General features: G+C 70.7%; 21 protein-coding genes. 6 read left to right on the forward strand and 15 right to left on the reverse strand.

Going from position 1 to position 19,925, the window contains the following annotated elements; all coding sequences use genetic code 11:
• Positions 1–118 precede the first annotated feature (118 nt).
• Positions 119–757 carry an IS6 family transposase gene (locus AMR74_RS17090; protein ID WP_077152271.1) on the reverse strand — a complete coding sequence of 213 codons (639 nt, stop codon included), beginning with the start codon at positions 755–757 and terminating at the stop codon, positions 119–121.
• Between the two features lie 92 nt (positions 758–849).
• On the opposite strand from AMR74_RS17090, the gene AMR74_RS05515 reads away from it, so the two are divergent.
• Positions 850–1,737 (forward strand): PspA/IM30 family protein, encoded by an 888-nt coding sequence (locus AMR74_RS05515; protein WP_053771071.1) that lies wholly within the window; start codon positions 850–852, stop codon positions 1,735–1,737.
• 64 nt (positions 1,738–1,801) lie between these two features.
• Here AMR74_RS05515 and AMR74_RS05520 read toward each other — a convergent pair whose 3' ends face one another.
• The 3 genes from AMR74_RS05520 to AMR74_RS05535 form a co-directional block, all read right to left on the reverse strand.
• Complete coding sequence (locus AMR74_RS05520) at positions 1,802–2,848, reverse strand: dipeptide epimerase (protein ID WP_053771072.1); 1,047 nt, start codon at positions 2,846–2,848, stop codon at positions 1,802–1,804.
• On the reverse strand, positions 2,845–3,903 hold the full coding sequence (locus tag AMR74_RS05525; RefSeq protein ID WP_053771073.1) for a DUF1611 domain-containing protein: 1,059 nt from the start codon (positions 3,901–3,903) through the stop codon (positions 2,845–2,847). The genes AMR74_RS05520 and AMR74_RS05525 overlap by 4 nt, the downstream gene beginning before the upstream one ends.
• Positions 3,904–4,274: 371 nt before the next feature.
• A complete protein-coding gene (locus AMR74_RS05535) occupies positions 4,275–4,592 on the reverse strand; it encodes a DUF5785 family protein (RefSeq protein WP_053771075.1) in 318 nt (105 codons plus the stop codon).
• 128 nt (positions 4,593–4,720) lie between these two features.
• Between AMR74_RS05535 and AMR74_RS05540 the strand changes: the two genes are divergently transcribed.
• Positions 4,721–5,188 carry a hypothetical protein gene (locus AMR74_RS05540; RefSeq protein WP_053771076.1) on the forward strand — a complete coding sequence of 156 codons (468 nt, stop codon included), beginning with the start codon at positions 4,721–4,723 and terminating at the stop codon, positions 5,186–5,188.
• 15 nt (positions 5,189–5,203) lie between these two features.
• Here the strand turns inward: AMR74_RS05540 and fdhF are convergent, their stop codons facing one another.
• On the reverse strand, positions 5,204–7,345 hold the full coding sequence (gene fdhF / locus AMR74_RS05545; protein ID WP_053771077.1) for a formate dehydrogenase subunit alpha: 2,142 nt from the start codon (positions 7,343–7,345) through the stop codon (positions 5,204–5,206).
• Between the two features lie 227 nt (positions 7,346–7,572).
• Between fdhF and AMR74_RS05550 the strand changes: the two genes are divergently transcribed.
• Positions 7,573–8,742, forward strand: coding sequence for a glutathione-independent formaldehyde dehydrogenase (locus tag AMR74_RS05550; protein ID WP_053771078.1), 1,170 nt, complete (start codon positions 7,573–7,575; stop codon positions 8,740–8,742).
• Between the two features lie 48 nt (positions 8,743–8,790).
• Here AMR74_RS05550 and AMR74_RS19020 read toward each other — a convergent pair whose 3' ends face one another.
• Entirely contained in the window at positions 8,791–8,958 is a 168-nt protein-coding gene (locus AMR74_RS19020; protein ID WP_167551894.1) for a hypothetical protein, read from the reverse strand.
• A gap of 131 nt (positions 8,959–9,089) precedes the next feature.
• Between AMR74_RS19020 and AMR74_RS18400 the strand changes: the two genes are divergently transcribed.
• Entirely contained in the window at positions 9,090–9,269 is a 180-nt protein-coding gene (locus AMR74_RS18400; RefSeq protein ID WP_137707173.1) for a hypothetical protein, read from the forward strand.
• Here AMR74_RS18400 and AMR74_RS05555 read toward each other — a convergent pair.
• A complete protein-coding gene (locus AMR74_RS05555) occupies positions 9,266–10,417 on the reverse strand; it encodes a CobW family GTP-binding protein (protein ID WP_053771079.1) in 1,152 nt (383 codons plus the stop codon). The two genes, AMR74_RS18400 and AMR74_RS05555, sit on opposite strands and share 4 nt — an antisense overlap.
• An 88-nt stretch (positions 10,418–10,505) precedes the next feature.
• Here AMR74_RS05555 and AMR74_RS05560 point away from each other — a divergent pair, with 88 nt between their 5' ends.
• Positions 10,506–11,156: a hypothetical protein gene (locus tag AMR74_RS05560; RefSeq protein WP_053771080.1), complete on the forward strand. Its 651-nt coding sequence runs from the start codon at positions 10,506–10,508 to the stop codon at positions 11,154–11,156.
• A gap of 2 nt (positions 11,157–11,158) precedes the next feature.
• Here AMR74_RS05560 and yqeC read toward each other — a convergent pair whose 3' ends face one another.
• On the reverse strand, positions 11,159–11,890 hold the full coding sequence (gene yqeC, locus AMR74_RS05565) for a selenium cofactor biosynthesis protein YqeC (protein ID WP_053771081.1): 732 nt from the start codon (positions 11,888–11,890) through the stop codon (positions 11,159–11,161).
• A gap of 120 nt (positions 11,891–12,010) precedes the next feature.
• Here yqeC and AMR74_RS05570 point away from each other — a divergent pair, with 120 nt between their 5' ends.
• On the forward strand, positions 12,011–13,870 hold the full coding sequence (locus tag AMR74_RS05570; RefSeq protein WP_053771082.1) for an aldehyde ferredoxin oxidoreductase family protein: 1,860 nt from the start codon (positions 12,011–12,013) through the stop codon (positions 13,868–13,870).
• A gap of 48 nt (positions 13,871–13,918) precedes the next feature.
• Here the strand turns inward: AMR74_RS05570 and AMR74_RS05575 are convergent, their stop codons facing one another.
• The 7 genes from AMR74_RS05575 to pstB all read right to left on the reverse strand — a co-directional run bounded on the left by AMR74_RS05575 (position 13,919) and on the right by pstB (position 19,920).
• Positions 13,919–14,293 (reverse strand): hypothetical protein, encoded by a 375-nt coding sequence (locus tag AMR74_RS05575; protein ID WP_053771083.1) that lies wholly within the window; start codon positions 14,291–14,293, stop codon positions 13,919–13,921.
• Positions 14,290–15,327, reverse strand: coding sequence for an Mrp/NBP35 family ATP-binding protein (locus AMR74_RS05580; protein ID WP_053771084.1), 1,038 nt, complete (start codon positions 15,325–15,327; stop codon positions 14,290–14,292). The genes AMR74_RS05575 and AMR74_RS05580 overlap by 4 nt, the downstream gene beginning before the upstream one ends.
• A gap of 81 nt (positions 15,328–15,408) precedes the next feature.
• Positions 15,409–16,224: an isopentenyl phosphate kinase gene (locus AMR74_RS05585; protein ID WP_053771085.1), complete on the reverse strand. Its 816-nt coding sequence runs from the start codon at positions 16,222–16,224 to the stop codon at positions 15,409–15,411.
• Positions 16,221–17,237, reverse strand: coding sequence for a mevalonate kinase (mvk, locus tag AMR74_RS05590; RefSeq protein ID WP_053771086.1), 1,017 nt, complete (start codon positions 17,235–17,237; stop codon positions 16,221–16,223). Before mvk ends, AMR74_RS05585 begins: the two co-directional genes overlap by 4 nt.
• A 70-nt stretch (positions 17,238–17,307) precedes the next feature.
• Positions 17,308–18,318 carry an AbrB/MazE/SpoVT family DNA-binding domain-containing protein gene (locus AMR74_RS05595; protein ID WP_053771087.1) on the reverse strand — a complete coding sequence of 337 codons (1,011 nt, stop codon included), beginning with the start codon at positions 18,316–18,318 and terminating at the stop codon, positions 17,308–17,310.
• Between the two features lie 2 nt (positions 18,319–18,320).
• On the reverse strand, positions 18,321–18,992 hold the full coding sequence (gene phoU / locus AMR74_RS05600) for a phosphate signaling complex protein PhoU (RefSeq protein ID WP_053771088.1): 672 nt from the start codon (positions 18,990–18,992) through the stop codon (positions 18,321–18,323).
• A gap of 4 nt (positions 18,993–18,996) precedes the next feature.
• Positions 18,997–19,920 (reverse strand): phosphate ABC transporter ATP-binding protein PstB, encoded by a 924-nt coding sequence (gene pstB, locus AMR74_RS05605; RefSeq protein WP_053771089.1) that lies wholly within the window; start codon positions 19,918–19,920, stop codon positions 18,997–18,999.
• Positions 19,921–19,925: the final 5 nt, after the last annotated feature.

A 19,925-nucleotide genomic window follows, 5' to 3' on the forward strand; every position in this document is an offset into this window, starting at 1 on the left:
AAGTGTTCAGGGGGCGCCGCCGGGCGGGGCCTCGTCCGGTCGACCGGCGGCCGCGCGGCCGTCTCCGTGACCGTGCGTTTCCGCCCCGCACCGCGTCGCTCCGCCGCGAACGGTCGCGTTAAGTTTGGCGTGAATTGTGGTAGACGGCGAAGGCTTCGAGCCAGTTTTGAGCTGTCTCTAGCGCGACATTGCTGAAACTATTCGCAAATGATGATGTTCGTCGTTCTATCTCCCAAAAGACACGTTCGATAGCATTCCGATTTCCATGTCGAATGATTTGAAATCGATACCCGTCTTCAGCAAGAACTGATCCAAGATAGTCTGCGTCATCGACGAGAAATTCGACGTTATTCAGCTGATAGCGCCGGTGTAGCTCGGTGAGAAACCATCGCGTTGTCTGTTTATTTGCGGTCGGATAGAGGCTCAAGTGAAGGATCTCGTTCGTCTGTGGATCAACCGCGGCGTACAGCCAGAACTTCTGGCCGTGGAGGCGGATCATCTTTTCGTCAACCGCGAGTTGATCCTCGGAGACGGTCGAGATCGGCTGTAGATCGGCCTTATGAACCCAGTTGTGGATCGCGACGTGACTTCGACTGATTCCAAACAGTTCAAGATGCTTACTTACCTCGCGCAGTGACATACCGGCTAAGTGACTGCGGATCCCTAGTTCAATCGCCCAGCGCGGCGTTCGATCTCGCTCCACAAACGACAAGTCGATCCACGTGATACGTTCGCTGAGGCGTTCGATTTCGGCCATAAGCACTCTGAAGTCGAGCGCCTCATCCTCTAAGTTAACGCGACCCCGCGAACCGCATGAGGTTTTAACGGGTGGAACGCGTATGACGGGATATGGGAATCCTCTCGCGCGCCTCCTACGTCGTCCGCTCGAAGGTGAACGCCCTCCTCAACCGGGCCGAAGACCCGACGGAGTCGCTCGACTACTCCTACGAACAGATGCGCGACGAGCTCCAGGACGTCAAGCAGGGGATCGCCGACCTGACGACCCAGAAGAAGCGCCTGGAGATTCAAAAGCGCAAGCTTGAGGAGAACGTCGAGAAGCACAACCGCCAGGCCCGCGAGGCGGTCCAGCAGGACCGCGACGACCTCGCGCGGAAGGCCCTCGAGAAGAAGAAGTCGAAGATGAACCAGATCGAGGAGCTGGAGGGCCAGATCGCCGAGCTGAACAACACCCAGGAGCAGCTCGTCGAGAAGAAGAACAAGCTCCAGAACCGCATCGAGGAGTTCCGCACGAAGAAGGAGACGATGAAGGCGCGCTACGAGGCGGCCGAGGCCTCCTCCCGCGTCTCCGAGGCCATGACGGGCGTCGGCGACGAGATGGAGGACGTGAGCCGCTCCATCGAGCGCGCCGAGGAGCGCACCGAGGAGATGGAGGCGCGCGCCGAGGCGATGGACGAGCTGGAGGACTCCGGCGCCTTCGAGGACGCGCTCTCCGACAAGGACAGCATCGACCGCGAGCTGGAGGGCCTCTCGACGGACAGCGAGGTCGACGCCGAGCTGGAGACGCTCAAGGGCGAGCTCGGGAAGAGTGAATCGGCCGACGACGGCGACGCCGTCAGCGACGAGGACGTCGACGCCGAACTGGCGGACATCGAGTCGGAGATCGACGCGGACGAGTTAGAGAGCGATCTCGACGGCGATTCGAGCGCAAACCTCGACGAGGAGCTCGACGTCGAGCTAGAGGAGTCGGAGTCCGACGCGGACGAGCAGCGGAACTGAGGTCCCGTCCCACCCGCGGTCGGTCCCCGCGGTCCCCGCCTCTCGGTTCTCGTTTCCGAGCCGTTCAGTCCGAGGCCAGGCGCGCGCCGGTCCCCGCGCGGTTCTGGTCCGCGAGTCGGATCTCGCCGTCAGCGAGGTCGACGCCCGCGTACGGGTCCTCGGCGAGCAGCAGCGATCCGTCGAGGTCGGCGTAATCGAGGAGCGGCGCGAGCTGCGCGGCGGCCGCGATGGACGCGTTCGCCTCGATCATACAGCCGCACATCACCTCGAGGCCGTGGGCCCGCGCGGCGGCGATCAGTCGCCGGGCCTCCGGGAGGCCGCCGGCCTTCATCAGCTTCAGGTTCGCGATGTCGCAGCGGTCGGCGATCGCGGGCACGTCCGCCGCGGTGACGCAGGACTCGTCGGCGGCGACCGGGAGTTCGGACCGCTCGTAGACGTAGCGGAGCCCCTCGGGGTTCTCGGCGGGGACCGGCTGCTCGACGAACTCCACGTCGCGGTCGGCGAGCCACGCGCTCTTCGCGACCGCCTCCTTCGGCGTCCAGGCCTCGTTGGCGTCGACGCGGAGCCGGGCGTCGGGCGCGGCGTCGCGGACCGCGTCGATAAGCTTGCGGTCGCGGTCCGTGCCGAGCTTGATCTTCAACACGTCGTACCCGGCCGCGACGGCGTCTGCCGCCTTCTCGCGCACGCGTTCTGTCTCGTCGAGCCCGACCGTGAACGAGGTCTTCGGCGCGTCGCTCGGGTCGAGGCCCCACAGGCGGTAGAGCGGGACGCCGAGCCGCTTCGCCGCCAGGTCGTGGACGGCGATCGAGACGGCGCAGCGGGCGGCGGGGTTGCCGTTCACCACCTGCCGGAGCTCGGCCTCGATCTCGCGGACCGCGTGGGGGTCGCCGACGCGCTCGACCGCGTCGAGGAGGGCCGGCAGCACCGCCGTCACGGTGTCGGCCGTCTCGCCGTAGTGCGCCGACGGCGCAGCCCCGCCGACCCCGCTCATCCCCGCGTCGTCCGTGATCCGCACGACCACGTTCTCCGCCTCGGTCTGCGTCCCGCGCGCGATGGTGAACGGGTCGTCGAGCGGCAGCGAGACCCGTTCGAACTCGGCGTCGAGGCTCATCGGCCGCCGACCCCCGCGTCGACGATTCCGTCCACGATTCGCTCCGCGCCGTCGCGGACGGGGTCGGCGGCCGGGACGCCGACCGCGTCGCCGAACTCGGTCACGGCCTCGGCGGCGGCCGCGTCGTCGCTCACGTCCTTCGTGTTGAGCGCGCCGGCGACGACCGCGGTCTCGCGGACGGGCGCCGCGAGGTCCTCGTAGAGGTCGACGTAGTCGGCCAGCGGCGGGAGGTCGAACGACTCGTAGCCGTGGACGACCTCGCGGCCCGCGGCGTGACACAGGACGAGGCCGTCCGCCATCGACCCGTGGAGGATGCCGCACGTGACGGCCGAGTAGGCGGGGTGGACGATGCTTCCCTGTCCCTCGACGACGAGCAGGTCGTGGTCGTCGCCGACCGCGACGAGCATCTCCTCGACGGCGCCCGCGGTGAAGTCGGAGACGACGCGGTCGATGGGGTTCCCCCAGCCGGCGATCATGATCCCGGTCTGCCCGGTGGGGACGAACGCGGCGTCGATGCCGCGCTCGCGGGCGGCGGCGACGATCTCCAGCGAGGCGGTCATCTTCCCGACCGAGCAGTCGGTCCCGACCGTGAGCACCACGTCGGCGTCCACGTCGCCGGACGCCCCGGTCGCCACGCTGAGGTCGTCGTCGGGCCTCCGCACGTCGATCAGGTCGACGCCGTGCTCGGCGGCCAGCGCGGCCAGGTCCTCGTCCTCGTTCAGGAAGTAGTGGAGGCCGCTCACCACGTCGCAGCCGCCCTCGACCGCGGCCTCGACGTCCGCGCGCCACGACTCGTCGAAGCCGCCGCCGATCGGCGCGATGCCGATGTACAGCGCGTCGAGGTCCCCTTCGGCCGCGTCGTGCGCCTCCGCGAACGACGAGACGATCGGCGCGTCGGAGACGTCGGCGACGTGGTCCGCCACGCGGTCGCCGGCGCTGTCGCGGTCGAGGACGGCGCACACCTCCTGGTCGCCGTAGCGTAACACGCCGAGCGCGGTCTTCGCGCGGTCGGGGAACTTCTCGTGGGCGAGGACGGCGATCCGCTCGTGGTCCATGATGGGTCGCTCGCCCCGGGAGTTGTTAAAAGAGTCGAGGGTCGACCGGGCGATCGACTCGACCGCGCCGATTCCGTCCGACGAGATCCGAACGACGGCTGCGACACTTATAACCGAACTGCGGTGGCGCGTGCCGGCGAGCGCCCGGAGCGAAGCGGAGGCCGCGAGGAGCACGCGCGAGGGACGCGGTGAGCGCTCGAAGAGCGCGAACCGCGAGGCTGGGGAGGTGTGAGGCGCGATTGCGGTGCGGAGCGGGGCGGGACTCAAATGGGCAGCCGGGAGGCGTTCGCCGCCGATCTACTGCCAGCTATTCATCAACGACCGACCGGCGACTACTCAAAAAGAACGACAGCGGACTCGGAAAATCCGTATCAAGCGCTGCCGTCGACGAACTGCTCGGCGCCCTCGTAGAACCAGTAGCCGTTCTCGCGCATCGCGCGGCCGAGCTCCTGGTGGAACTCGACGAAGTCCGCGAACTCCTCCTTCTCGACGTGCTCGAAGATCTCCTCGACGGAGACGACCGTCTCGAAGTCGATCCGGATCGGGTGGTCGCCGTACTGCTCGACGTACTCCGCCGCCGTCAGCGGGAAGTCCTCCTCCTCGTCGATCTTCTTCGCGAGCACGGCGTGGCCGTACTGCCGCATGCCCTCGCTCCCCTGCTCGCCGTCGGGGTCGTGTGGCCAGTCCATGTGTTGAGGTTCGCCGGATCGGGGATAGTGGTTTCGGATGCGGCGGTGGCGGTCGGCCGCGCTTCGCGCGGCTCCACACCCCGACCGGGCGCATAAGACACTTCACGGCCCCCGGTGTGACTCGCGACATGCGCCGCAGAGCCCTCCTCGCGTCCGCGGCCGCCGCCTCGACCGCCTCGCTCGCGGGCTGTCCCACGCCGCCGTGGACCGACGATCCCACTGAAATCGACGGCGCTGAGGTGACGTTCCGGCGCGAGTACGACGGCGAGATCGATGTCACCGGGTCCGGCGGGAACGACGTCGCTGAGGTCCGCCGCCGACTCGATGGCGACCCGCCGCGGCTGGTCGTGGCTGGCTCGCTCCTCGACGGCCCCCGACGCTGCTATCGGGTCACCCTGTTCGAGGCCGCGCTCGACGAGGGGACGCTCCGCCTCCGGATCGTCGCCGAGGACGACCCCGATTCGGACGTCAACCGCTGTTCGGACGTCGCCGAACCCCACCCGTACTCGGTCGCCGTCGCGTTCCCCGAGGCGCCCGTGCCGGAACGCGTCGTCGTCCGACACGGCGACGAGACGGTGCTGGAAGAGCGGGTCTGAAAACTCCGACCCCGCTCAGTCGTCGGCGGACGCGGCGCCGTCGCCCGCGGGCTCGATGTCGACCTCTATCTCCGCCGAGGCGGCCTTGTACTCCGGAATCTTGGCGCGCTCGTCGAGCACGTCGTTGGTGAGTCGGTTCGCGGAGGCGGCCGCGAAGTGCGGCGTGGTCCAGACGACGCCCTCCTTGATGTCCTCGGTCACGTCCGCGCGGACGGTGATCTCGCCGCGCCGGGACTTCAGCGTCACGTGGTCGCCGTCCTCGATGCCGTACCGCTCGGCGTCGTTCGGGTGGACGTCGACGAAGTTCTCCGGGTGCTGCTTCGAGAGCGTCGGCGACCGCCGGCTCATCGTCCCGGTGTTGTAGTGCTCTTCGAGCCGCGCGGTGGTCAACACGAGCGGGTACTCCTCGTCGGGGGTCTCCTTCGGCTCCTGGTGGACGACGCCCTCGATGCGGCCGAGGCCGTCGTCGGTCTCGAACGAGTCCGCGTAGAGGAACGAGTCGCCCTCGTCGCCCTCCTCGTAGCAGGGCCAGTGGATCCCGGTCTCGCCGAGCGCGTCGTAGGTCATCCCGTGCATGATCGGGCACACCTCGCGCAGCTCCTCGAACACGTCCTCGGGCCCCTCGAAGTCGAACTCGTCGCCGTCAAACAGCCGCGTGCCGACCTCACAGAGGATGTCGAGGTCGTGGCGCGTGTTCTCGTGGACCTTGTGGACGCCGCGCATGCGCTGGACGCGCCGGTCGGTGTTGGTGACGGTGCCGTCGCGCTCGGCCCACGTCGTCGCCGGGAGCACCACGTCCGCGAGCTCGGCGGTCTCGGTCATGAAGATGTCCTGGACCACCATGAAGCCGAGCTCCTCGCGGAACCGCCGCTCCGTCTCGTTGCCGTCGGGCTCGCTCATGATCGGGTTCTCGCCCATGACGTAGAGCCCGTGGACGGTGTCGCCGATCGCGTGGGAGATCTCGACGTTCGTCAGCCCGGGCGCTTCGGGGACCTCGAAGCCCCACACCTCCTCGACGCTCTCGCGCGCCTCGTCGTCGTCGACGAGCTGGTACCCCGGGAGGACGTTCGGCATCGCGCCCACGTCGCAGGTGCCCTGGACGTTGTTCTGCCCGCGCAGGGGGTTGACGCCGGTGCCGGGCCGGCCCAGGTTCCCCGTGACCAGCGCGAGGTTGATCTCGTTCTGGACGTTGTCGACGCCGCAGGTGTGCTGGCTCATCCCCATCCCGGTGAAGATGGCGGCGTCGTTCGCCATCGCGTACTTCTCGGCGGCGAGTTCGATGTCCGCCAGCGGGACGCCGCACTCCTCGGCGGCCGCCTCCACGTCGAAGTCCGCCAGCGTCTCCTTCAGGTGGTCGATCCCCTTCGTGCGCTCCTCGACGAACGCCTCGTCGATCCAGCCCGCGTCAGGCTCCGCCTCGTGGCGCTCCAGGATCGTCTTGAGGACGGCGTTCAGGAGCGGGATGTCGGTGCCGGGCTTCAGCTGGAGGTGCATGTGCCGGTCGGTCTCGTCGATCTCGAACGACCGGGTGGTCTTGTTCGCGTGCGGGTCGACCTGGATGACGGTCGCGCCCTCCAGGACGGCCTGCCGGAAGTACTGGCTGTTGGCGATCGGGTGCTGCTCGCCGGGGTTCGCGCCCTGGATCCACAGCACGTCCGCCGCGTCCTCCAGGTCGGCCATGCTGTTCGTCATCGCGCCCATGCCCAGGCTGGTGCGCAGCGCCCAGACGGTGGAGGCGTGACACATCCGCGTACAGTTGTCCACCTGGTTGGTGCCGTACCGGCGCGCCAGCTTCTGGATGAGGTAGTTCTCCTCGTTGAACGTCTTCGAGGAGCCGAAGAATCCCATCCCGTCCGGGCCGTGCTCCTCGCGGATCGACCTCATCTCGTCGACGACGCGGCCGAGCGCCTCCTCCCAGGTCGCCTCGCGGAACTCGCCGTTTTCCTTGATCAGCGGCTCGGTCAGCCGGTCCTCGTGGTCGACGACCTGCGTCGCCGCGCCGCCCTTGATACAGACGCTCCCCTCGTTCACCGGCGCGTCGCCCCACGGCATAAAGCGCATCTCGCCCGGCTCGTCGCCTTCGAGCACGCGGATCCCGCACCCCACGCCGCAGTACGGGCAGATCGTCTTCACCGCGTCGTCCGGTTCACTGGACATCCGTCTCACCGTCCCCGTGTGTGTTCATACCACACGATCTATCGTCGTCGTCCATGAGTGTATCGGTGGTCTGGAGCCCCAGCGTCGCCGAACGCGCGGAGTCCGGTCGCCGCGCCGTCGGCCTCTGCGCGTCCCTAGTTAACATCAGTCGTTTCAAAATTGTTAAGCGTAATTATTATGGAAAAACATTTACTACGGATTGTTAACACGTTACAATTGGGATCAACATGAGAGCAGTTGTTTATCAAGGCCCGTACGAGGTGGCCGTCGAGGACGTGGACGAACCGGAGATCGAACACCCGAACGACGTCGTGGTCGACATCACGACCTCCTGTATCTGCGGGTCGGACCTCCACATGTACGAGGGGCGGACCGCGGCCGAAGAGGGGATCGTGTTCGGTCACGAGAACATGGGGATCGTCAGCGAGGTGGGCGACGCCGTATCGACGCTGGAGGAGGGCGACCGCGTCGTCATGCCGTTCAACGTCTCCTGCGGCTTCTGTCAGAACTGCGAGGAGGGGTATACCGGCTTCTGTACTAACGTCAATCCCGGCTTCGCGGGCGGCGCGTACGGCTACGTCGCCATGGGCCCGTACCCGGGCGGACAGGCCGAGAAGCTGCGCGTCCCGTACGCAGACCACAACGCCCTGAAGCTCCCCGAGGGGCGCGAACACGAGGACGCGTTCTCGCTGCTCGCGGACATCTTCCCGACGGGCTGGCACGGCACCGAACTGGCGAACCTCCAGCCCGGCGAGTCGGTCGCCATCTTCGGCGCTGGCCCCGTCGGGCTGATGGCCGCTTACAGCGCGAAGATCAAGGGCGCGGCCGAGATTTACGTCGTCGATCAGGTGCCGAGCCGACTGGAGCTCGCGGAGGAGCACTGCGACGCCCACGCCATCGACTTCTCGGAGGGCGACCCCGTCGACCAGATCATCGAGGAGCACGGCGGCATGGTCGACAAGGGGGTCGACGCAGTCGGCTACCAGGCGACGGACCCCGACGACGTCGACACTGAGACCGAGGACTACTCCTACCAGCCGGCCAAGGAGAATCCCGCAGTCGTGATCAACAACCTGATACGGGTGGTCCGGCCGACCGGCGAACTGGGGATTCCCGGCCTGTACGTCCCGGAGGACCCCGGTGCGCCCGACGACATGGCCGCGCAGGGGCGGCTCGGCATCGACTTCGGGAAGTTCTTCGAGAAGGGGCTCAAGTGCGGCACCGGCCAGTGTAACGTGAAGGAGTACAACCGGTACCTGCGCGACATGATCATCGAGGGCCGCGCCGACCCGAGCTGGGTCGTCTCCCACCGGGTCGACCTCGAGGACGCGCCGGAGATGTACGAGGCGTTCGACGCCCGCGAGGAGGGCGTCACGAAGGTCCTGTTAGAGCCCTGAGACCGAACGCGTCGCGCCCCGAGAACCGCTATTTTTCCGCGCCCGCCGTCACGCCCTGAGCCACGCCTTCGGGTGGTCGCTCCGGAGGTGCGCCTGGTACTCCCGGACGAGCGCCGGATACGAGTCCGCCACGCAGTGCCAGTCGCAGAGGTCGCACTCCCGTTCCACTCTGTCGTCGTCGCCGCGGACGTGGCCGCCGCGTCTGTAGGTCGGCATTTGATGCTCCGTCGGCTCGGGTCGCCTCGCGCCTGAGTCACGTACGCACTCACCACGGTTCAGACTGTCGACGACCCGCGCGCGAGACGCGCCGCAGAGGGCGGCGACTGGTCCCGCCCGGCGAAACGGGTATGCTACTCCGGGACGTGGTGACGGCCATGTGTCAGTACTGTAACTGGGCATTCCACGACGGGTGGGGGGAGCTCCTGAAGTACGACGAGACGTACCAGTCGGCGGTCGGCGCGGAGACGGAGTCGACCCACGGGTTCCACGACGAGTGGGACGACCTCCGGAGCGAACTGGGGATCTAAATCGGGAACACCGCGTCGGGGTCCGCCGTCGCCTCGCCCTCGTCCGCCACGAGCCCGCCCAACTCCTCTCGGATCCGTTCCTCGTGGAGGTCCTCGCCGATGAACACCAGCCGCGTCCGCCGGTCGTCGTCGGGGCCCCACTCGCCGATCGGTCCGGCCTGGACCGACGGGCCGGCCTGGCTCACGCCGATCACCTCGTCGGTGCCGGCGACGCGGACCACGCCCTTCGCCCGGACGATCGACCCGTCCCAGTCGTCGAGCCACTCGGCGAGCGCGCCCGGGTCGAGGGGGTCGCTCGACCGGTAGACGAACGATCCGACCCCGTGGGCCGCGGCGGCGCCCTCGGAGTGGACGTGGTCGTGGCCGCCTCCGTCACCGTGATGACCTCCTCCTCCGTCCCCGTCGTGGCCATGGCCGTCCGCCTCCTCGTCGGCGATGGCGCGCTTCCAGCCCGCCGACCCCTTCGCCGCCGCGAAGTCGAACCGGCCGGTGTCGAGCACCTCGTCCGGGTCGACCGCGGAGTAGGTGGTCCGGATCCGCTTCGCCCTCGGTCCCAGCCGCTCCGCGACCGACTCGATCCGGTCGAGCACGTCGTCGGGGACCATGTCGGTCTTGTTCACGAGGAGGACGTCGCAGAACTCGATCCCCTCGACGAGCACGTCCGCGAGCGGGCGGTCCGTCTCCGGCTGTGCGCCCCCCGGCAGCGTCTCGCCCGCGTCGAACTCCTTCCAGAAACCGTACGCGTCGAGGACGGTCACCATCGTGTCCAGCCGGAACCGCTCCCGCGGATCGACGTCGCTGTCGTCGGTCCCCTCCGTGAACGCCCGCGCGACCGGTACCGGCTCCGAGATGCCCGACGACTCCACGAGGAGGTAGTCGAACTCCCGGGAGTCGGCCAGCGCCGCGGCCCCCGAGAGGAGGTCGTCCTGGAGCCGACAGCAGATACAGCCGTTCGAGAGGTCGACGACCCCCTCCTCGTCGTTCTCGCGGGCGATCTTCTCGGCGTCGACGTTCACCTCGCCCATGTCGTTCAAGATGACGGCGAGCCGCCGGCCCCCCGGGTTCGAGAGGAGGTGGTTCACGAGCGTCGTCTTCCCGGCGCCGAGGTAACCGCTGAGGACGGTGACCGGGATGCGCGCGTCTGTCATGTATGATACCAATGACCACGTCTGTATGAAATGATCGATCGGGTGGATTAGAGAACGTTCATCCGTCTCACCGCCGTACCGCGAGGCGATGGACCTGAGCGAGTCGACCGTCCGGGACCGCGCCCGGGCGTACGCGGAGACGGAGCCGCTGTACGACGTGGAGCGCCAGCACGTCGAGACGGTCCCGAAGACGTTCGCGGGCGACGAGTACGGGCGCCGCGACGCCCAGTGGATCGTCCGGTGGTACTTCCGGCGGTACCTCGGCGAGTATCCGGACCGGGAGCGACGAGAGCGCGAGGACGCCTTCCGCGACAACGACTTCGGCGACGTGATCGACGCGCTCGACGCCGCCGTCGACGCCCTCGGCGCCGGGGACCCCGAGGGAGACGCACACGCCGACGAGGGGCGCGACCTCGACGCTCCGGCCGACGAGGACTGCGACCTCGACGCCGCCCTCTCGGCGCTCACCGCGCTCGACGGCGTCGACGTCGCGGTCGCGTCCGCCTTCTGTCAGTTCCTCGCGCCCTCGCGGTTCGTCGCGATCGACCGCCGGACCTGGGCGGTGCTGGCCGCGACCGGCGAGCTCGACGGCGACTATCCGGACCCGCCGTCGGCGGCCGACTACCGGCGGTTCGACGACGCCTGCCGGGCCGTGATGTCCCGGACCGGCGTCGACGCGTGGACGCTGTACCGGGCGCTGTGGCGGTCGTTCGAGGAGGTCTCCGGAGGGAGTCCGTAGCGTTACTCGACGACCTCGACGACCGGGTCGTCCGCGATCAGGCGCGTGAGGAGGACGCGCGGCACGTCGGCGCGGTGGAGGATCTCTCCGGCGACCGCCCGCGCCGCGGCGGCGTCCGCGTCGTCGTCGACCTTGTTCACGACCGGGATCGCGGTCGCGCCGCTCGGCGCGCCCTTCAGCCCGCCGGCCGGGCTCGCGAGGACGGTCGCCACGTCGGCCGGGCGGATCTCGTCGCCCGTCTCGCGGCCGGTGATCGCGGCGACCTCCTCCGGCCGGTGGACGAGGTCGTCGGTGAGCGGCTCGCCGACGACGTGCGCGCTCGCGATCGGGACGACGACGTCCGCGTTCGACGGGATCTGCGGCTCGCGCTCGCCGGGGGCCTTGAACTCACGGAGGCGCGCCCCGTCGGCCTTCACGAGCGTCGCGCCGGGCGCGGCGTCGGCGACCTCCGCGACGGTCGCGGTGTCGTACCCGAGGTATCGGTCCGACCGATCGCGCTCGGGGACCAGCCCCAGCGGCCAGTCCCCCTCTCCGACCTCGTCGAGCGCGGCCACGGGGTCCTCGGTCACGCGCACCGCGGCGACGCGGTCGTCGAAGATCGGTATCCGGACGCTCGCGGTCACGACCGCCCGGTCGAGTCGGTCGGCGAGCGCGAACAGCGTCGACTTCTTGCCGCCCGCGCCGACGACGCAGACGGTCGCGTCGCGGGCGTCGAGCGCGGTCGTCAGGTCCATGACCGGCCGTTCGGCCGCCGCCGGGGTCACTCTAACGGTGGGGCTGGCGGGAGGCGGTCGGGCGGGTCCCACCCCGCGCGGCGAACAGATTGATACGTCTCCGCCGCGCAGAGCGCCTGAATGAGTCGGAGCCGAACCCACGTCCTCCGGGTCGACCTCGACGCGGGCGAGACAGTCCGAGAGCGCGTCCCCGAGGGGTGGCGACGCGACTACGTCGGCGGGAAGGGGCTGGGGGCGCGCTACCTCTACGAGGAGCTGTCTCCGGGGACCGACCCGACCGCCCCGGGGAACGCCCTCGCGCTCTTCGTCGGGCCGCTCGCGGGCTACCTCCCTGGCGAGACGCGCTACGCCGCCGTGACGAAGTCGCCGCTCACCGGCGGCTTCCTCGACTCGTACGCCGGCGGCGACTTCGCCGACCGCCTCGCGGGGTCGCTCGGCGACTGTCTCGGCCTGCTCGTGACGGGCGCCGCGGACCGTCCGGTCCGGGTCGAGGTCGAGGGGGGTCGCGCACGGATCGAGCCGAGCGACGCGTGGGGCGACGACGCCGCCGAGACGGCCGCGCGGTTCCCGGACGCCGGCGTCGCCTGCGTCGGCCCGGCGGGCGAGCGCGAGGCGGCCTACGCGACGGTCGCGAGCGACGGCGGCGACCACCAGGCCGGCCGCGGCGGCGCCGGCGCGGTGATGGGATCGAAGCGGCTGAAGGCGGTCGTCGCCCGCGGCTCGCCTCCGGCTGTCCCGGACGACCTCACCGCGCTCCGCGACCGCGACGCAGCGGCGTACGGCCGCGACCCGACCGGCGAGTGGCAGGCCGCTGGCGAGACGGTCGAGACGGTCGACTACGCCGACGAGGTGGGGATCCTCGCGGCGGAGGGGTGGACGGCGACCGGCTTCGACGGCGCCGACGACATCGGTGTCGAGGCCGCGCTGGAGCGCGCGACGGGACGCGAGGGCGAAGATCAGACCGTCCCCGGCGGCTTCCGGATCGACACCCCGGACGGCGAGGTGGTCCCGCGCGGCGCGGCGCCGATCACGCTCGGCGCCGGCCTCGGAATCGACGACTTCGACCGCGTCGTGGCGCTCTGCGGGGTCTGCGACCGGCTCGGCCTCGACGTGATCGGCGCGGGCAACGCGGTCGCGTGGGCGGTCCGCGCGGGCGAGGCGGGGGTCGTCGACTGTCCCGTCTCGTTCGGCGACGCCGACGGCGCGGAACGGCTGCTGGAGTCGATCGCGGCCCGCGAGCCGGTGCGCGGTCTCGCCGTCGACCCGGATCTGCCGGACGCGCTCGCCGACGGGATCGACGCCGCCGTCGACCGGTTCGGCGGCGCGGACCTCGTGCCCACGGTGAAGTCGATGGCGCTGCCGGGGTTCGACCCCCGCGCCGCCGTCGGGGTCGCGCTCGCGTACGCGACGAGCGACCGCGGCGCGTGCCACCGCCGCGCGCGGCCGCAGGACACCGAACCGCTCGCCCGCCCCGACCGCTCTCCCGCCGATCAGGTGCGAGACGTGGTCGGCGAGCAGAACGCCCGCTCCGTGCTGTGGAGCCTCGTCGTCGACGACTTCGTCGGCGAGGCGGTCGGAGCCGACCTCGGCGCGGAGTGGCTCGCGGCGGTCGACCACCCCGCGGTCGACCCCGCCGCGCGCGGCGACGACGCCGCGGACGGCCCTGTCGACGCGCTCGCGAGGACCGGCGAGCGGATCTGGACGCTCACGCGGCTGTTCAACGCCCGCGAGGGGCTCGACCGCGCGGACGACGCGCTCCCCGAGCCGCTCCGCACGCCGGCCGCGGACGGGACGCCCGGGGTCGACGCCGACGCCTTCGACCGCCTGCTGGACCGCTACTACGCCGCGCGGGGATGGGGCGAGCGCGGGCTCCCGACGCCCGAGACGCTCGCCCGCCTCGGCCTCGCGGGGATCGCCGACGACGCGACCCCGCTCGACGAGGGGCCGATCGACCCCGCGGCGGGCCGTTCGGACGACTAACCGGCGGAGGAGAGCGGGCACCGACCGCCGACCGCGGGCCCGGGCGGCTCAGCGACGCAGCCCGCCTTCCGACTTGATCCGCATGATGTGCCGGACGTTGAGGTATATCTCTTCGGGCGAGGTCTCCTCGCCCGAGTCGTACAGGTCCGAGACCCGGTAGATGATCGCCGAGAGCTGCTTGCTCTCGGAGCTGTCCCCGCGCACGTCCTCGCCGACCTCGCGGAGGAACTCGCGGACCTCCTCGTCCGCGGCGAACTCGCCGCCTCCGGCGTCGTCCGGCACGACCGGGTCGACCCCCGCGGCCGCGAGGGGGTCCTCGCGGTCGTCGCCGCTCGCGGCCCCGTCGTCCGCGCCGCCGCTTCCCTCGGCGTCTGGGGCGCCCTCGCCCGCGTCGGTCGTCTCGCCGTCCGCCGCGTCGGTCATCGGCCCTCGCTCACCCCGCGGCGGCGCACGACGCCGGCGTTGTTCGCGACGTTCTCGACGAGCACCTTGAACGCGTCCGCGGTCTCGCCGTCCTCCAAGACGACTGGCTCGCCGTCGTCGCCGCCGGTGCGCACGTCGGGATCGAGCGGGATCCCGCCGAGGAACGGGAGGTCGTGCTCCTGCGCGAGCCCCTTCCCGCCGCCGGAGCCGAATATCTCGTGGAACCCGCCGCAGTCGGGACAGCGGAAGCCGGCCATGTTCTCCGCGATGCCGAGGACATTCGTGTCGTGCTTGCCGAACATCCGGAGCCCTTTCACCGCGTCGTCGAGCGCCACGTCCTGCGGCGTCGTGACGATCACCGCCCCCGTCAGCGGCAGCGTCTGGAGGATGGTGAGCTGCGTGTCGCCGGTGCCCGGCGGGAGGTCCATCACGAGGTAGTCGAGGTCGCCCCACTCCACGTCCTCGACGAGTTGGGTGATGATCTTGTGGACCATCGGGCCGCGCCAGATGACGGGGTCGTCCTCGCCCGTGAGGAAGTCCATGCTCATCAGCTTCACCCCGAACCGCTCGGGGGGAACGATCGTCTCGCCGTCCGTCTCCGGCCGCTGTTCCGCCGACACCATCCGCGGCACGTTCGGCCCGTACACGTCGGCGTCGAACAGGCCGACGCGGGCGCCGAGCGCCGAGAGCCCGGCCGCGAGGTTCACCGCGACGGTCGACTTCCCGACGCCGCCCTTCCCCGAGGCGACCGCGATCACGTTCTGGACGCCCGGCAGGACCTGCTCGTCGGCCGAGAGGTCGACGGGGATCGACGCCGACAGCTCCACGTCGAGGCCGGTGTCCGCGAGCGCGTCCCGCACGTCGTCGGCGATCGCCGACTCGGTCGGCGAGAAGGGGGCGCCGAGCGCGAGCGAGACGCGGGCCGTCCCGTCCTCGACCGCGACGTCGTTCACCAGCCCGAGCGAGACGATGTCGCCGCCGAGGTCCGGGTCGCGCACGTCCGCGAGCCGCTCCCGCACGTCCGATTCGTTCATGCCCGAGGGGAGGGCCGTGGGTCGAATAAGGGTTCTGTACCCGGGCGCGCCGCCGTTCCCGGCGCGACCGCGGTCGACCGGTCAGTTGATCCGGGTCCCGGCGTCCTCCCCGCGCAGGAACGGCGCCAGCCCCTCCGCGCCGAACACGTGCGCCGGCGCGTCGAGCGCGAGCAGCTCGCGCACCTTCGCGGCCATCCCCCCCGACACGTCGGTGGCGTCGCTCGCGCCGAGCGCGTCCGCGACCGCCTCGAACGCGTCGATCGCGTCGATCACGTCGCCGTCGCCGTCGAGGACGCCAGGGACCGTCGAGCAGACGCCGACCCGGCGCGCGCCGAGCCCCGCGGCGAGCTCGACGACCAGCTCGTCGCCCGAGACGACCGTCACCCCGTCGCCCGCCGTCGCCACCCCGTCACCGTGGAGAACCGGGACGAACCCCTCGCCGAGCAGCGTCGCCGTCGACCCGAGCGGGAGGTCGAGCCCGCCGCCCGTCCCCGCCGTCCGCGCCGCGAGCGACAGCGGGTGAACGGGCACCGCGGGCACGCCCCGCTCGCGGAGCCGGTCCAACACGTGCGCGTTCAGCCGCTTCATCGCGCCGTGGACCGCCGCCACCGCGTCCGCGTCGCGCGTGCCCGCCGTCGTCGACACGCCGCGTTCGCTGGCGTGGTGGTGCCCGAAGCTCCCGCCGCCGTGGACGACCGCGAGCCGGTCGACGTCGCCCGCCGCGAGCGCGTCGGCCACCGCGTCGCAGGCGGCGTCGAGCGCGTCGCCGTCGAGGGTCTCGGGCCGGTCCTTCTCGGTGATCAGGCTCCCGCCGAGCTTGAGGACGACCGGCGGCACGCCGGCGGCGGGGTCCGCAGCGCCGTCCGCGCCGTCGCCCGCCGCGCCGGGGCCCGTCACGGCTCCACCACCCGGACGCCCTCGGTCGCCAGCTCGGCGCGGAACGCCTCCTCGCAGCCCTGGGTGAACGAGAGCGCGGTCTCCGTCGCGTCGCTCTCGTCGAGCGCGACGATACAGCCGCCGCCGCCCGCGCCGGTGAGCTTCGCGCCGTGCGCGCCCGCGTCCCGCGCGGCCCACACCATGGCGTCGAGCGACCGGGCGGAGACCCCCAGCGCCGCGAGCAGCCCGTGGTTGAAGTCCATCAGCTCGCCGAGCGCCGCGAGCAGCTCCGGGTCGGGCTCGCTCCCGGGGTCGGCGTCGGCGAGGAGCCGCTCGCCCTCCCGGACCAGGTCGCCGACGGACTCGACGGTGTCGGCCGCGAACTCGTGTTCCGCGCGGAGCGCGCGGACGCCGGCGACCAGCTCGCCCGTGTCGCCCGCGCCGCCGTCGAAGCCGACGACGAACGGGAGGTTGGGGGCGTCGATCGGCTCGCAGTCGTCGCCCTCGACCCGGACCGCGCCGCCCATCGTCGAACAGAAGGTGTCCGCCCTGGAGGCCTGCCCGTCCTGGACCTCGAACTCGGCCTGATACGCCCGCTCGGCGAGTTCTCGGCGGTCGAGCGGCTCGCCGAGCGCGCGCGTCGCGGCGTCGATGCCGGCCACGACCACCGCCGCGGACGACCCCAGCCCCGCGCCCAGCGGGATGTCGCTCTCCACGGTGATGTCGAAGCCGGCGTCGGGGGCGTCGGCCGCGTCCCGCGCCTGCTCGACGGCGGCGTCGACGTACCCCATCGCGGCCTCGACGAGCGGCGTCGGCACGTCCACGTCCGGACGGTCGCTCGTCCCCCCGGAGTACTCCACGGTGAACCCGTCCAAGGAGAGGTCCTCCGCCTCGACGCGCACGTGGTCGTCCTCGCGCGGCTCGGCGGTCACCGCGGCGCGTCGCTCGATGGCCGCCGGCACGGCCGGCTCGCCGTAGACGACGGCGTGTTCGCCGAAGAGGTACACCTTCCCCGGCGCCTCGCAAACGGTCATACGACGACGGTCGCTCCGCGGGCTTACAGTCGTTGCGCTTGCCGGAGCGGCGCGTTCCGCGGTCGCACCCCTACTCCGCGTCGCGTACCGGCTCGCCGGACCGGACCGCCCGCCGGAGCCCGACCTCGGCGACGTCGCCGGCGCGCTCGGCGGTCCGTCGGAGCGCACGCGAGGCCCAACGCAGCTCCGCGGCGCTCGGTCCCGCCTCGTCCAACCACCGGTCGAACGAGTCGATCCGCTCGCGCGCCTCGCGGGCGGCGACGACCGCGTCCCGCGCGGCGGCGACGGGGTCGTCGCCGAGGGTCACGCCCACTCCGTCGACGACGACGTCGCGGACCGTTCGGCCGACCTCGCGGAACGCCTCCAGCGGCGGTCCCTCCGGCGGCTCGTCGAGCGCGGCGGCGGCGGCGCCGATCTCCGACGCGACGTCCCCGAACCGGCGGAGCTCGCGCATCGCGGTCCACGACTCGAACAGCTCCGGCCGCGTCGCGCCGAGCGCGTCGACCTCGCTCAGGTCCGCCGCCCCCCGAGACACGGACCGCTCGATCATCGCCGCGAGGCGCTCGACCTGGTCGTCTCTGGAGCCGACCGGCGACTCGTCGGGCGCCGCCTCGAGCGACTCGACGGCGTCCGCGTGGATCGAGCGCGCGGTGAACGACAGCTGGCGGAGCGACTGGCTCACGGAGACCTCCTCAGAGTCTAACATGATCCGCACCGTCGTCTCGGTCTCGGACTCCGCGGCCACGGACATCCCGATCCGACCCCGAGCGGTCCGCTCGACGACGCGCCGCTGCGCCGGGGTGAGCGCCCCGTCGCACTCGATCGTGACCTCTCGAAGGCCGGCGGCGTAGGCCGCTCGCAGCGCCCGCGCGATCACCTCGGGCTCGGCCGACTCGATCCGGCCGGCGGCCGGCGCGTCGGCGTCGCAGCCCTCGGGCGTCTGGACCGCCAGCACGCCGTCGATGTGATCGTGGAGGCTGACGGTGTCGCCGGCGGTGACGCCCTGCGACTCGGCCCACTCTTTCGGCAGCGAGACGGTGTACGTTCCGTTTCCGACGGTCTGGACCTTGCGGGTTTCCATGCTCAGTAGAGTAGCTCCGGGTCGTTCTCGACCATGTACAGGGTTCGCGCCGCGATGTTCACCGCGTGGTCACCGACCCGCTCTAAGTCTCGCACGGTCAACAGCAGCCGAGACACGTCGTCCAACAGCCGCTCGGCGGCCCACCCGTCGTCGTCGGTCTCGGCGATCAGTTCGCGAGTGACGCTCTCGCTCGCGCGCTGGCAGAGCGCGTCCACCTCGTCGTCGTCGGCGGACACTGCCCGGCACGCCGCGGGGTCGCCGGTCTCGTACGCCGCGAGGCTCCGTTCGAGGAGGTCGAGCGACGCCGCGCCGATCGCGTCGACCGCCACCTCCGGGGCGACGGTCTCCCGCGCCGCCAGCGAGTAGTTCGCGAGGTTCACCGCGAGGTCGCCGATCCGCTCTAAGTCGGTGATGATCTTGAACGAGGCGGTGACGAACCGGAGGTCGCCGGCGACCGGCTGCTGAAGGGCGAAGAGGTCGACGCAGCGGTCCTCTAACTCGAGGTACGTCTCGTTGACCTCGTCGTCGCCGGCGGCGACCTCCCGCGCCAGCGACTCGTCCCGGTTCTCGACGGCCTCCAGGCTGTCTCCGAGCCGCTCCGTCACGAGGTCGCCCATCGCGAGCACCTCCGAGCGGAGCCCGTCGAGCGACTCCTGGTACCGTTCTCGGGGCACGGAATCACCCGAACTTGCCGGTGATGTAGTCCTCCACGCGCTCGCTGTTGGGGTCCTCGAACACCTGGTCCGTGTCGCCGTACTCGACCAGTTCGCCGCCCGTGAGGAACACCGCGGTCTGGTCGGAGATGCGGGCCGCCTGCTGCATGTTGTGCGTGACGATGATAACGGTGTACTCCTCCGCGAGGTCGTCGATCAGGTCCTCGATCTTCGCGGTGGCGATCGGGTCGAGCGCGGAGGCCGGCTCGTCCATCAGGATGACCTCGGGGTCGACGGAGAGACATCGGGCGATACATAGGCGCTGCTGTTGCCCGCCGGAGAGGCCGAGCGCGTTGTCGTCGAGCCGGTCGCTCACCTCGTCCCACAGCGCCGCGTCGCGGAGGCACCGCTCGACCAGCTCGTCGCGCTCCTCAGCGTCGCTCCGGTTCAGGAGCCGAGCGAGCAGGCCCGTGTCGAGGTCGCCGTGCTTCTCCGGGCCGTAGGCGATGTTCTCGCGGATCGACTTCGGGAACGGGTTCGGCGACTGGAACACCATCCCGACCCGCTTCCGGAGTTCGACGAGGTTGACCCCGTCTTGGTAGATCTCCTGGCCGTCGAGCCTCACCGAGCCGTCGATCCGGGCGGAGCTGACGCGGTCGTTCATCCGGTTCAGACACCGGAGGAACGTCGACTTCCCGCAGCCCGAGGGGCCGATCAGGGCGGTGACGCTCTTCTCGGGAATCTCCATCGAGACGCCCTTCAGCGCGTGGTCGTCGCCGTAGTGGACGTGGAGGTCGTCCACGGACATCTTCGCTTCGCCCCGGAACTCGTAGTCGGTCCATTCGGACTGGGTCTGTTCGACAGTCTCACCGGGAGTCGTCGTGAGCGGCTGGTCGCTGTCCGTCGTCGCGGTGTCGGTCTGGGTCTGTGGGTTGGTGTTTTCGCTCATTGGTA

This window comes from Halorubrum tropicale (assembly GCF_001280455.1).
GTDB classification, from domain to species: domain Archaea; phylum Halobacteriota; class Halobacteria; order Halobacteriales; family Haloferacaceae; genus Halorubrum; species Halorubrum tropicale.